The organism is Paraliobacillus zengyii (assembly GCF_003268595.1).
Classification (GTDB): Bacteria; Bacillota; Bacilli; order Bacillales; family Amphibacillaceae; genus Paraliobacillus_A; species Paraliobacillus_A zengyii.
Genome location: NZ_CP029797.1, coordinates 3575785 through 3590420 on the forward strand (window position 1 = coordinate 3575785; position 14636 = coordinate 3590420).

The 14636-nt window shown below is 36.1% G+C and carries 10 protein-coding genes; all 10 read right to left on the minus strand.

Going from position 1 to position 14636, the window contains the following annotated elements; genetic code table 11:
* Window positions 1-12: 12 nt before the first annotated feature.
* Window positions 13-4881: a LamG-like jellyroll fold domain-containing protein gene (locus tag DM447_RS17495; RefSeq protein WP_112182460.1), complete on the minus strand. Its 4869-nt coding sequence runs from the start codon at window positions 4879-4881 to the stop codon at window positions 13-15.
* Between the two features lie 505 nt (window positions 4882-5386).
* Complete coding sequence (locus DM447_RS17500; RefSeq protein WP_112182461.1) at window positions 5387-6358, minus strand: TRM11 family SAM-dependent methyltransferase; 972 nt, start codon at window positions 6356-6358, stop codon at window positions 5387-5389.
* A 110-nt stretch (window positions 6359-6468) separates the two neighbouring features.
* Window positions 6469-6825, minus strand: coding sequence for a nucleotide excision repair endonuclease (locus DM447_RS17505; RefSeq protein WP_112182462.1), 357 nt, complete (start codon window positions 6823-6825; stop codon window positions 6469-6471).
* 157 nt (window positions 6826-6982) lie between these two features.
* Window positions 6983-8512 (minus strand): AraC family transcriptional regulator, encoded by a 1530-nt coding sequence (locus DM447_RS17510; RefSeq protein WP_112182463.1) that lies wholly within the window; start codon window positions 8510-8512, stop codon window positions 6983-6985.
* A gap of 305 nt (window positions 8513-8817) precedes the next feature.
* Window positions 8818-9078, minus strand: a complete 261-nt coding sequence (locus tag DM447_RS17515; RefSeq protein WP_112182464.1) for an HPr family phosphocarrier protein — start codon at window positions 9076-9078, stop codon at window positions 8818-8820.
* Between the two features lie 31 nt (window positions 9079-9109).
* Window positions 9110-10153 (minus strand): PTS sugar transporter subunit IIA, encoded by a 1044-nt coding sequence (locus tag DM447_RS17520; RefSeq protein WP_112182465.1) that lies wholly within the window; start codon window positions 10151-10153, stop codon window positions 9110-9112.
* Between the two features lie 60 nt (window positions 10154-10213).
* The gene (locus DM447_RS17525) at window positions 10214-11074 is read right to left on the minus strand and encodes an ABC transporter ATP-binding protein (protein WP_112182466.1); all 861 of its coding nucleotides are present in this window, start codon (window positions 11072-11074) and stop codon (window positions 10214-10216) included.
* A gap of 66 nt (window positions 11075-11140) precedes the next feature.
* Complete coding sequence (locus DM447_RS17530) at window positions 11141-12097, minus strand: ABC transporter substrate-binding protein (RefSeq protein ID WP_112182467.1); 957 nt, start codon at window positions 12095-12097, stop codon at window positions 11141-11143.
* Window positions 12098-12115: 18 nt separating this feature from the next.
* The gene (locus tag DM447_RS17535; RefSeq protein WP_112182468.1) at window positions 12116-13147 is read right to left on the minus strand and encodes a FecCD family ABC transporter permease; all 1032 of its coding nucleotides are present in this window, start codon (window positions 13145-13147) and stop codon (window positions 12116-12118) included.
* On the minus strand, window positions 13144-14205 hold the full coding sequence (locus tag DM447_RS17540) for a FecCD family ABC transporter permease (RefSeq protein ID WP_112182469.1): 1062 nt from the start codon (window positions 14203-14205) through the stop codon (window positions 13144-13146). The genes DM447_RS17535 and DM447_RS17540 overlap by 4 nt, the downstream gene beginning before the upstream one ends.
* Window positions 14206-14636 lie beyond the last annotated feature (431 nt).

Consider the following 14636-nt stretch of genomic DNA (forward strand, 5'->3'; position numbering starts at 1 on the left):
ACTTTACTAGTATTAATTCGCTTGATTCTTTCTTCTTCGTAGTACAAGAAGACTACCAAAACCAATGATTAATAATGCTCCACCTAACACTAACCAATTGTACTGATTTGTTGCAGTTTCTGGTAACTTCTCACCATTAACTTCAGCTTCGTCAGACTCTTCGCTTGTCACTGGGTCTGTTTCTTCTACTGTATTATTTTCTTCGCTATCGTCACCTTCAGTCTCCTCTGTTACTGGAGTTGTTGGCTCAACTGGTTCTTTTGGTTGCTCTGGCTGCTCTGTCTCTTCTACCTGTAGTTCCTCCAACCCATCAATTCCAGCCTGTAATGCCGTTAATGCTTCAGTCAATGTTTCCTCTGAATCAATCGATTCAAGCGCTTGTTCCGCTTCTGTAATCGCTGCTTGTAACGATGCAAAAGAGGCTTCCGTATAACCGTCCGCATTTATTTCTTTTGCAGTATCGATTAATGCTTCTAGCTCCGTTGTATCGATTTCTGGTTCTGGTTCTGGCTCTACCACTTCCAGTCCATCAATGGCAGCTTGTAATGCTGTTATAGCTGCAGTTAATGTTTCCTCTGAATCAATGGTTTCAAGTGCTTGTTCCGCTTCTGTGATTGCTAATTGCAAATTATCAAATGATGTTTCCGTATAATCTACACTAGCATATTCTTTTGCTGTCTCAATTAATGTTTCCAATTCTGTTACATCTACTTCTGAAGCAGGTGTTATTTCAAAGACACCATAAATACTAAAGTGTGTTACTTCTGCAACTACCTCACCTGTTTCTGAATCATAGGAGATTGGCGTGATCTCTTCTTCTTTCACATCATCTTCGTTTATATAGACAACTTTTACATTTTCCCAATCGGTTACTTTCGTTGGATCAACAGTAAAGGTTAATGATACTGGCGTCTCCAAACTAATATCCTCATCACCTGAAGTTAATGTAAAGTCATACAAGGTACTTAAAGCGTCCGCATGCGTAACGTTTGTCATACCTGATATCGTACCAAAACTAAATGTAACATCTTCACCCGTTTTTAAAAGCTCGATCGGGAATGATGCTTTGACATTATTATAGACCATTTCAATTGAAGTTCCTTCTTCTAAATTTTCAAGAACTTCTTTTGTCAAAACTGTAACTTTTTCATTTAAATTCGTTTTATAAACATTATCGGTAAATTCTAAATCCCCAATATCACTTATTGTTACTGGTTCTATTTCTGCAGGTGTAAGACCCTCAACTGCTGTTTGTAATGCTGTTATAGCTGTAGCAACGGTATCTTCTGAATCAATCGATTCAAGCGTTTCTTTCGCTTGTTTAATTGCTTCTTGTAATGCTGAAAACGTATCTTCCGTATAACCATCAGCCTGTATTTCTTTTGCCTTTTCAATTAATACTTCTAACTCAGTTACATCAATTTCAGGTTCTGGCTCTTCTTCCACCTGTTCTACCAGTACATCAATTGCCCCTTGCAAGGCATTTATTGCTGCAACTAAAGACTCCTGTGAATCAATCGATCCAAGTGCCTCTTCCGCTCCTGTTATTGCTACTTGTAAATCAGCAAATGACGCTTCTGTATAGTCTTCCTCAGATAACTCTTTTGCTGTTTCAATTAATGTTTCTAATTCGATTGTATCAATTTCTGGTTCTGGCTCTTGTCCAGGTTCTTCATATTCCCCTATAACAAGATCATAATAAGCTTTAATCTCATTTTTAGATATAGCTGTTTCGCCGTATATACGCAGATCATCCATTAAACCTTTGTATGGTGCATCCCAATAGTTAACACCTAAGCCAAAGCTTGCATCTGAGGCGCTAAACACATCAGGGAAGTCCGTACCAGCAAATGCTTCCTCACCATTGATATATACAACAATCTCTCCATTATCAACAGTAAAAGCTACATGTGTCCATGCGTTAGTTGGGATCGTTTCACCGATTGATGCATTATAACGTCCACCACTACTATCAGCCATTAGATTGGTGTTTTTTTCCTCACCATCAATTGGGCTAATCGGAACAAAACTAACCCATTCACTGTTTGTTTTTGTGCCAAAGAATGTTGTGGTATAGTCATTTATTTCATCTGGATTTAACCACATGGATACAGAATACGTATCCGTATCAATTAAACCATTTGGTAACCTTATACCAGATTCGCCATTGAATAATGCAGCTTGACCATTTATACCACTATCAAAGGAAATGCTCCCACCCGTATTATCAATAAGATCACCTGTAATAGTTCCTGCTTCTAAATTCCCTGTTTCTTCTTCTAAATTATCATCAAACTTATAGTTAGCTGTTAACCCATTTGGATTTTGATAAAGTTCGTTTACATCAGTTTCTAAAAGAGCCACTCCGTCATAAATACGAACCTCATCCATTAAACCTTTAAATGGTGTATCCCAGTAGTTAACACCAAGACCAAAGACTGCATCTATCGATGTAAATATATCTGGGAATTCATCACCCGTGAATTGTGGTTCACCATTAATATAAAATACAATATTTCCTGCTTCAACCGTCAAAGCTACATGTGTCCACTCGTTAGCAGGAATATTTGTGCTCGGTACTGCATCATACCAATCAGCTCCATTATGCGCCCATAACTCCGTATTTCCATCAGATGGCCCACTTGGCACAAGACTAATCCAGTTGTTCTCTGTCCTCGCACCAAAAAATGTAGTTGTATACTGTGTAATTTCTTCTGGTTTCATCCATAATGATACAGTATACGTATCACTCGAAACTAAACCATCCGCTAAGCGTAAGCCCGATTCACCATCAAACTTTGCTGCCTGACCAACCACACCATCTTCAAATGTAATCGATCCACCATCATTATTAATTCTGTTACCCGTTACTGTGGCATCTTCTTGTTTGCCAGATTGATCTTTCAAATTATCACTAAAGTTGTAATAAGCAGATAAGCCACCTTCAGCCTCAGCTAAAACAGTAGTAGTAATCGACAATGTTTCAGTAACATCTCCTAATGTAATCGTCGCCTTAAGCTCCACAGGCGCGTCTTCCATACCAAATCTTGGTCGCACAACAGTCCCATCATTCGCTAGTACGTCAGGTGCTGAAGACTCCCATGAAATTTGTGTTCCTCTTGTTGCTACAGTTTGAAGTGATACGTCACTAATGACAGTAGTTGGAATCGCGTTACTTAATTCATCTTTTATCGCTGCTACCAACTCGGCATCCGATGAACTTTCCACGTGACTTCCCCAAATAACGACTCCTTCACCTGACATCGCACTAAACGTCATAACCCAACTCTCGGAAGTAGGATCCCACTGCCGAATAAATACGCCATCATAGGTGTTATTATCAATCGATAATTCCACTCGATAATCGTCATACAATTCCCATGTACCTGTTACAGCTCCAGAGATTGTATAATCGGCATTTAATTTTATCCATGATGATTCGGTTACATCTCCAGTAATTTCTTTTCCATGGTTAATGTACTTATAGTCGCCAACAATAGCCTCAGTCGAAACCGTTTCGATTGTTTCACCTGCATAGCGATATGGTGTTGGTACCGGCCATTGATCCGTGTTCTTAAATGTTTGATGTACACGAACCTCATGTGTCTCCCCTTGTTCTGGGAAACGTGTATGCGTAACCAAAAATTCTTTTCCTGTATCGGAATCGGTATAGTAAGAGTTATGTCCTGGTGCGGCATAGCCTGTTCCAATTCCAGTGCCTGCTTCTCCAAGATCCCGTTTAAACAAGAAGTTACCCATCATTTTATTTCCTATTTCTTTATGGTCATCCATTGCAGGGAAATTCCCAACACCTTCGTCAAATGACTCTGGGAAAACGGCTTCGTTTCCTGCAGCATCTACATACGGACCTTCGATATTTTCTGATCTAAACTGGCGCATTTGATAGCCACCATCAGAAGCTAAGCCGCCATATGTGATATAAAGATAGTAATAGCCAGTCTCCTCATCATATACTGCATAAGTTCCCTCGCCAGATCTTCCATATCCACCAGCAATCTTAGTACCGAAATATCTATCAATCATTCTTCCATCTTCTGTTTGCCCATCTTCTCCAGGATAAAGTGGTTGACCCGTTTCTTTATCTAGTTCTAAAATGAAAGTTCCGCCAGACCAGGAACCATAAGTCATCCATAACGTTCCATTCTCATCATAGAGAATATTCGCATCAATGGCATTTGTATAAAGTGCATTATTGTAATTACCATTTTCTTCACTAGTAAACCAATCTGGATTTACATCTTCAATAACACCATCCTCTATTAATTCTGGAAGATTTGTATTTTCATAGTGTTTATTTACATCACTACTATTATCATATGTTTCATAGTTCGTGAAACCAGAGTACATAATTGTATCAACGTATTGATACGGTCCTTCAATATCCTTTGAAACCGCGATCCCAATTGCAGATCGAATATACGTAGAAGAAACACTATAGTACATCATATAAGCTCCAGTTGTCCCATCTAGATTTACATAATCTTCATTCCAAAAAATATCGGGCGCCCATACAGCAAATCCGCCACTACTATCCGCGTCATCTTCCCCTGCCCAAGCAAATGATTCCGCTAAGTTTTCGGATAAATCACCATAAAGTTGATTATCCTCTGGCGTACTATACTCAGTAGTGAATGTATCCCAATTAATTAAGTCGGTCGATTTAGCTGACGCGATATGTGAACCAAACACATAGTAAGTCTCACTGTCCTCAGCCTTAATTATTGATGGATCATGTACGGAGGCATTTCTCAATTCAGGCACTTCAAGTTCATCCCCTTCTTCAACACCTAAAACAGTGGATGGCATAAATAAAACAAGCAATAAAAAAACAGATATAAATAATTTAAAAAAATGTCGCATTACTTCTTTCTCCTCTCTTAACACAATTTTTGAAAGCGTAACCATATTGCTCCATAAATCTATATTGAGTAGTTAGACACTAACTTCAATAAAGACTTTCTTGTTGTTAAGAACGTTAGATTCTGTTCCTTTTTTCTGAGTATGTAAAATAGAGCAGGGAAGAGGGCTCTTAGATGTGCAATAGAAATACGAGTCGTTGAGTGAGCTTTACTAAACAGCAATTGTAGATGGTTGTATTAAATTTCCGTCATATAAAACCTCCAATAAGTAGATGTACCCATAATTTTTAAAACGCTTACATCAAACTTGTCAATAAGTTAAAAGCTTTGAACATTACTTAATGTAATACACCTGACAGTAATTGTCAACCGGATTTTTCTCTTGTTTTTTACAAACACTCAAGTTAATAAGAATTATTAGAAAGTTGTACGGTTTACTTTACATATAATAGAAAATAATTAAAAGAAACAGTAGGGGATAGCTATTCCCTACTGTTAAAGCCCAGTTAGTTACAAACAATAACTTCGCGGGTGAATAATCTTTTTTTAGCGACAGCCCTATCAACTATTGTAAAACCAACTGTTAGTAAAATTTCGTCAATTGGTTCAACGGTTATCACTACTACTTTCTTTGCAAATCTACGCGCACTTGCAAGCATCTCAATTTGTTCCTCATGCGTTATGACAGAACACAAGTTATAAGGCAAATCAATGATAGCTACATCATAATTCATTGTGATATCTCGGATATCTGCTAGATTCACTTCTCCCGTAAGACCAAAGTGTGCAATATTTTCTCGCGCCCCATCTAGAATGAGATAATTTCTATCGCTACCTACAATATCAATACCCATTGATCGAGCCTCAACTAATACAGTTCCGATTCCGCAGCAAGGATCAATCGCTTTGATACCCTCTGTTTTTGGAATAGCAATATTTACAACTGATCTTGCAACACGTGTGTTAAGCGCTGTCGAATAACTATGTGGCTTCTTTTGATGATGTAACCACACTGGTTCATTTTTAACATAGTCACCAAATACCCAACGACCATTCACAAACATAACCCCAAGTAATCGATCTGGATTATGAAAGTCAGCTTCACTTGTAACATGTAGTCCAATATCTTTCTCTATTGTACGTCGTAGCTCAAAACCCTCTTTTTCTTTCTTGGTTAAGCCAAGGTTTTTGACATAGATTATTTTAAACGTTTCCTCAGCCAAGTCTAAGTCTTTCACTTGATTGATTAGATCTTCTAACGTTTCGCCTTCATAAATTACACGAATTCTTTCCTTTAGAAATGGACTTCGTGTAGGATCAACTTCCACCGTACTTTCCAAAACGTTAGACGTTGCTTCCTTCCCAAAGAAAGTGCGCATTTCCAAAGCAAATAATGATCTCTCATCTTCGGGAAATGAGCAACTATATATATAATTATTCGAAGTTTGTAGGTTATTCGTATGCAATTTATTAGTCATCCTTTAAGTTATCAATTTCATGTTCAACAAGTAAATGTTCTTTATAACATAACAAAAGCAATAGGCATAGTCTACATTTGACTGTACGTATTGCTTTTCGTTTATCGATTTTATTTAAAAAACGCTTTCTCTACATTATATTTAGCTTTAAGTTTATTAACAATGTACGTTTCATAAATTTCTCTGTCGACAGGTTCTTCAATTTTACACACTTCAATCTTGGTAACTTCATGTCTGTGTTCTTTTATTACAGATACAGAGTCCTCAAAATGTTTCTTAACTCTAGGTCTTAGCTTTCTTGCCTTCCCGACGAATAACAGTTCATTATCGTCATTGTAAAACAAAAAAATACCACCCTTATCTCTAGGTATAAGGTGAAAGTCCGTAAAACCATAGATGTTACTTAACTCTGGATGGTCTTTCTTTTTAATTGTAATATCCGGTGTCGGAATTGTTATTTCTATCACGTATGCTCACTTCCTCTTTCTGTATTAATCTAAATGCTATCACAAATTGTCATGTATTGCTATCCTAGCTATTTTTAGTAGATAACAGAATGCTTATATAATAAAATTTCCAAATAGTTAAAAAGTAAAGTGAACTTACTTTATTAGATCGAACCTTTTATGAAAATAGAGACAGTGCTTTATCAAGCATTAGCTCATGTCCTAGCGCTGAATTATGCGTCCACGGATAAGAATTTGATATATATACATTATCGCTTTTTGTTGCCATTAATTTATGCCGATATTGTTCAGAAAACTCATCAATTAAGTAAATAATCCGATCCGCATCAAAATCCTCAAGGTCGCTCCAACGCTTCACTTCAAGATAAGAGATTCCTTTTAATGATTCTGGCTGCTTTAAGCCGAGACTCTGGTAAACAAATTCTCCAATTCTTCTTCCCTTTTTTGAACCGTAAATACCTAAAGAATTCTGATTATCCTTTACTAATAGGAATGATTCCCCTTTTGTCTCTTGATAGAGGTGTTTTCGAACTTGCTCTTCTCTTGTATAATAATTACTAAGCCAAGCAAAAGCGGCTTCCTTCATTCCAAGTATTTCAGCTGTTTTTATTAAATTTGAATCCCAGTTTTCCCCTCTCCAGTCAATGAAATAAACTGGAGCAATTTCAGATAAAATTTCCATACAGGCTTCTTCTCCAGAAGGTGCAATTATTAAATCAGGTTTCGCTTCCCTAAGTTGGTCTGCTAAGCTATCAATCACTTTCTCCCAACGCCATGGCCGTGGTGTATTCATTATAGCAACGCATGGTTTGATCCCCAATGCAAGTAGCGTTTCTTCAATCTCCCAAGATAATGCCGCAATCTTCTTTCGTGAACAATGCATAAATTGGATAGGTGAGAGACCAACTTTTTTCTTGAAAATTCTACTAAAATAATATTCGTCACTATAACCTACGGAATGAGCTACTTCTGATACTTTGAACGATGAACCAGATAGGAGCTCTCTTGATTTGCGAATACGATGTTCAATTATATACTGACCAGGACTCAATCCCATTCTTTTTTTAAAACGTTGATAAAACACAGAAACACTTGACCCTGACTTTTCAGCTAGTTCCTCTATCATAAACTCTTCTTGTGTGTTTGCCTTCATTAATTTTGCTATTTGCAAGATGCCTGCATCTTCATCAAACACGCTTTTATCATTTATTCCATCAGCTTCTATTAAGTTTTCTAATAAGTTTCTAATTAAAACTTGTATTTCAATTTGTTGATTATTTCTAGTATCATCCACTATTTCCCAAAGACTTTCCATGACAGACCTAGCATTTGTTGCAGACTTGTGAGTAAGAAAACTATTGAATGGAATGATATAAGCTACCGCCTGCCAATCACCTTTAACTCGACTAATTTTACTACAAGTAAATGTAAACACCTTTACTTTCAACGGACTATCACCAATATTTACAATGCGTGTAGTTTTTGCGGGATTACAATAAAGTAAATCACCATTTAAAACCATCTTAGACTTAAGATCATCATAAACCTCTGCTTCTCCTGTTTGGACATATATGAGCGTATTAGTATTTGTCATTAATTCATGAATCTGTCTTGTGTTTAATTTCAACGTATAATGACCTTCAATAGTAAACCAAAGATGCTTTATCTCATTCTTAAAATTGTCCATGATATCTATCCTTTCTCAGTTGCTTTTCTGTTGAAGTGAAATCATGGTAAAAACCAATTAATCTCTTGCTAATTTCCAACTAATTTTTAATGTAGAGGTCTTCTTAACTAAGATGATAGAATAAATTCACATAATAACAAACGAATAAATGATAATGATTATCATTATCATTTTATACAAAACTTAAAATTCTGTCAATTAGAATGCCAAATAGTGGTGCAGGTTATAATCCCGCACCACTATTCTAAAATGTCTTACCTGTATTATCATGTTATCTAAAAAGACTTTTTATTAATAGCTATTTCTTAGTCTTTATTCGACTCAATAATTTCCCCAATAGCTTTAACTGCCTCATTTTCATCAATACCATTAGCTATTACAATAATCTCCTCTCCTCCTTTAGCTCCAAGCTTTAAGAGACTCATTATACTGTTTGTATGAGCAACCTCAGTATCCCTGCAAAGTGTAATCTGACAGGTGTATAATAATGCTTTTTCAATAATTAAACTAGCTGGTCTGAAGTGTAAACCCAGAGGATTTACTAGAATGTAAGATTGTTTTTTCATAGTAATTAACTACTCCTACTTAAATCTATAATTAAAAAAGATCACTCTCTTCATCGACCTTTTCAAAAAGATTAATAAATTCTTTTAAAGAAGACGCCGCAAAAACTTTTTCTGAATTCTTGATATCTTCAAACATCGTTGAGACTTTTAATAAAACGTCTAAATGGTATTGTCTTTCGGCTGCAATACCAACCATTAAATGAACCTTCTCACCTTCATAATCAATACCATCTCTGAAATGCATGATAATAATTCCGGATTTTACAACAGCTTCTTTGGCTGACTTTGACCCGTGAGGTGTCGCAATTCCGTTGCCAAGATATGTAGACTTCATGCTCTCTTTTTCATGCATACTGTCAACATACGCTTCCCCAACATACCCTAGCTCTACTAATTTCTCTCCAGCAAATTGTATCGCAGCTGTTTTAGACATATCAGGAAGGTCAAAAAAAACATTACTTTGATTGATGTCTAACTTAAATTTATCTTTTTTATCTTTATCCATAAACCTATCAATTACTGTTAGCTTTTTAGTTGCAGGTATTCTTTTAGAATATCTTGGGATTGCATCTGGATATCCTACTTGCAAAAGTCCAACAATTTTTTCACCTGGTACTACATCTATCCCCTCTCTAAATTTAGGCGAAGAAATATATTCATCCGTTTTCCAAACAACACCAAGACCACGCTCCCATGCTGTAAGCTGGAAGTTTTGAATTAATGCACACACAGCAGCATAATCTTCTTCCCAAACCTTCGTACGAGGATCTTCATTCATAACTATAACGATATGACAAGGAATAGATAAAAGATATTCCAATTTAGCTCGTTTGAGTGGCCTTCCCATTTTTCCTTTTTCACTTTCTGACTTAATCAACTGAACTACTTTTTTTCGTCCATCTCCAATGAATGCTATAAAACGCCACGGTTCTCTTAATCTATGAGTTGGAGCCCAAACTGCTGTATCAAGAATTTCCGTTATCAATTCTACCGGTGTTTTTTTATCCTTAAACTTCTTTATTGTTCTTCGATCACGGATTAGTTGAGCAATTGGATAAGTTTCTTTATTTATCATATCTAAATCCTCCCTAAGTAATATAAACTTATAGTTTAGTTAATACGCGGTTAGTAATTTTCAATATATTCCCTCATAAGATAGATGATACGCAGCTTTTCTATCTAGTGAATTTGATTCGGATGTGTTTCCCTTTTCTTCCTTGACATACGGTAAACATATTGGAAGTCCGCTCCTTGGATGAGTTATAATATCCGAATAAATGCCAAAGACATCAAAAAGCAACTCGGGTTCCATAACTTCTTGAGGGGTTCCGCTACGCATCACCTTACCTTCTTTGATAGCAACCATATGATCAGCAAAACGACTGGCATGATTTAAATCATGAACTACCATTACAATAGTTCGTCCTTCTCTCTCGTTTAAATGTTTTAATAGATAAAGCACCTCATATTGATGAGCAATATCAAGGTAAGTTGTTGGCTCATCAAGCAATAAAACTTCTGTATCTTGAGCTAGGGCCATAGCTATCCAGACCCTTTGTCGTTGTCCGCCTGATAGTCTATCTATGGACCTGTCTGCAAACTCTCTCATATTAGTCACATCGATAGCCCATTGAACCATTTTTTTGTCATGTTTACTTAATACACCAAATCCTCCTTGATGAGGTGAACGTCCATAGCTGACTAATTCTGCAACAGTTAATCCATCAGGAGCAACTGGATTTTGTGGAAGTACAGCTAACTGTTTTGCTATTTCCTTTGATCTTTGCTCCTTAATGGTTTTACCATTTATATAAACAGCGCCACCAACAGGATTTAAAATACGAGAAATAGCTTTTAAAATTGTTGATTTACCCGAACCATTTGCTCCAACTAATGCAGTAATACGATGTTTAGGAATCTTTAAATTCAAATCCTCTACAATAATCGCTTCTTCATAGCCTATATTCAACTTCTCGGTGACGATAATGTCCTTCATTGACAATTCCTCCATCAAAAGCATGATATCCCACTAGTACAGTGGGAGTTCAATAAGCAAACTATATTACTTTGTAGCAATCTCTTCAGCTAATTCTAGTATTTCAAATTGGGAAGAAAATACTGGCTCAATAAACAATTTATCCATCACATAAACATTATCGTTTTTCACTGGTTCTAAGCTTTGCCATACGGAATTATCATGCCACATATTAATTAAAGAATTTGGGTTTTCTGGATCTGAATTCCGAGCCCATTCTGCGATAATAATATGATCAGCGTTCGCTGCACTTACCCCTTCAATTGTTAATTCTCCACCATACTCTATATCAGCAACAGGTGAAAAGCCTAGTTCCTCATACAAAAGACTAAAATCTTCTGTACTAATAGCTGTAAAGTTTTTTCCGTTTGCACGAAGTACAAGAACGGTTTCATCGAATTCTGAACCAATTACCTTTTTAGTTTCTGCCACTTTCGTTTCATAGTCTGTAATAATTTCTTCTGCCTTTGCTTCTTCACCGATTAACTCTGCAATTTTTCGAATACTACTAGGATAGTCTGTCCCCCACTCTATAACTGCAGTTGGTGCAAGTGGTTCAATTTGTTCTAATTCATTTATTTTGTCTGTTGTTAAAATAGCTAAATCTGATTCCATATCTAGAAGTGTTTCCAAATTTAATCTATTACCTAAATCAATGATATCTTGACCTTCTAAGTAAGGATCCATAATAGTTGAATTGCTGACCTCCTCTATTGCTTCACTGGCTATTGGTGGATGTCCTAACATAACTAAAACATCTATAATATGTTCGTTAATAGCTACTATTTTTTCAGGCTGTTGTTCAAGCGTGATCTCTCCATTAGTGTGTGTTACTGTACGTGGATAAATAGCTTCCTCCGCCTCTTCTGATTCCTGATTCGATGTTTCCTCTGAGCTTACTTCTTCTGTTTGCGTGTTGCAGCCCACTATTAGAAACATTAATGCCGTTAAACTAACGATTGAAAACAATAGATTTTTTTTCATTTATCGATCCTACTCCCTTTATTTTGATTTAATTAATAAGTATAAAAAATATGGTGCTCCTATTAAAGTAATGATGATGCCAGCAGGTAGTTCAGAATATTTCATAATACTTCTGGCAATTGTATCTCCTGTTAATACCAAAAGCGATCCGATTAACGCTGTTACTGGAAGCATAAATTGATGTTTAGGTCCTACTAATTTTCGCGCAATATGCGGTCCCATTAATCCAATAAAACCAATACCGCCTCCAATAGCTACAGCAGATGCTGCTAAACCAACAGCCACAGCTAGTAAATATAACTTTTCTCTCTCTAATGAAAGTCCAAGACTCGTACCTAGGGCATCATTTAAATTTAATAAATTCAAAACATGTGATTTATAATAAACATACGGTAATAAAAGTAATGTCCATGGAAGTAAAGCTAAAACAAAGCTCCAATTTCCACCATAAAGATTTCCTAAATTCCACTGAAGCACAAAGTCATATTCATTCGGATTAAGTCTTAAAGTTAAAATAATCGAGACAGCTGATAGTCCTGCACTAACTGCAATACCAACTAAAAGTAGCCTAGTCGGCGTCATTCCTTCTCCTTTTTTAAAGGCGAGTAAATAAATCAACAATGCTGTAAGTGCAGCTCCTATTAAAGCAAATAACGGTAAAATATAGGGGTTAACTCCTGTTGAAGTTGGTTTCATCACAACGATAAGCAATACCACTAAACCCGCACCCGAATTTATCCCTATAATTCCAGGGTCTGCTAAACCATTTCTTGATATCCCTTGTAAAATAGCCCCCGAAATCGCAAGACTCGCTCCAACCATAATTGCAATTATCATTCTCGGTAATCGAAGTTGATATAGAATAATATGGTGCTTATCTGATGAATTTCCTAATAGAGTATCGAATACTTCTTGCGGTGACAATCTGACTGTTCCAGTATTCATACTAATAACAAAAACGATCGCTAAAAGAATAGCAAAGATAAGTATTAACTTTAAACTTTTAACCATTCGTTTATGTTGAATTTCCGTTATTGTAACTAGCTTCATATTAATTCTCTCTTTTCTTTTCTAGCTAGATATAAGAAAAATGGAACACCAAGCACAGCCATAATTGAACCTAATGGAGTTTCATAAGGCATGTTTATCAGCTTGGCACCAATATCGGCAATAACCACGATTACTGCACCAACAACAGCTGAACAAGGTATAATTAATCGGTAATCGACACCAACTAAAAAACGCACAATATGTGGAACGATTAATCCAATAAACCCCACTCCACCAACAGTTGACACAGAAGCACCAACAAGAAGGAGTACAACAACTGCCGCTAATGCCTTAATCACTTTCGTTCCTTGTCCTAATCCAATTGCCACTTCTTCACCAAGACTTAATATTGTTAGTTTAGGAGATATTGCAATAGCCCCAAGTAAGCCAATGGTAATCCAGGGTATGATCACCTTTACTTGAAACCATTCAACAGCCGAAATCCCTCCCGCTGACCAAAAAGCCAATTCATATGATACACCCGAAACCAATGAAATAATTTGTGTGATTCCTTTTACAAGTGAACCAATAATTGCTCCAGCTAAGACTAATCGTAGTGGTGTTAGTCCACCCTTAGCAAAATAGGCAATTGCATAAATAAGACCAACTCCAAGTCCTGCCCCAATAAACGAGAACAAGATTAAATACTTAAACTCCATATTAGGATAAAATGCAAATACCACTACTAAAACAAATCTTGCACCTGCGTTAATTCCTAGTAAGCCTGTATCTGCAAGAGGATTCCGTGTCATTCCCTGCATAATTGCACCTGATACTGCGAAACCCGCCCCTATTAGTGCTCCAGTTAAAGCACGAGGAAAACGAAGATTGTATACTATTTGGTGTTGTTCTAGGCTTGGATTAAAGTGAAATACTGCATCCAATACAACAGAAAAAGAGATCCCTGCAGCACCAGTACTTATTGATGTAACCATTCCTATTAAAATAAGAATAATGCCTACTGCAATAATACTTATTGCAAATATAGGACGTGATTTTATTACAATGTCTTCTTCTGACTTCACCTTTTCTTTCACAGGTTTAACTAAAGTAGTCATAACAACTCTTTTTCCTCCTAATAACAACTAATGCACAAATTAATAATGATAATCATTCTCATTGTTATTGTAGAGGAGGCTATACTTTCTATGAATGGATTTTTCTGTTTTTGTTAATGGACTTTTCTATTATTTCTAAAATTAGAGCTGCCATAAATAAAATATTTTCCATATAAGATATAAGTCAATACGTCAATAAATCATATTGTTCACCTTATATAAATACAAATAAAAGGAGTATAGGTTTCAAATTTCTATCTTAATACCAGTTTGTGTGTACGTTTCTTTATTAGTTATCTATGAATAATTTCAATAAGGAAAAAAGATGGGCTTATACAAATGAATTTGTCGGACAATCTTATCTGTTAAAAATAGCAAAGACAAAAATTTCCGGAAATCCGTTATTATAATAGCTATTCTCAGTAATTAAT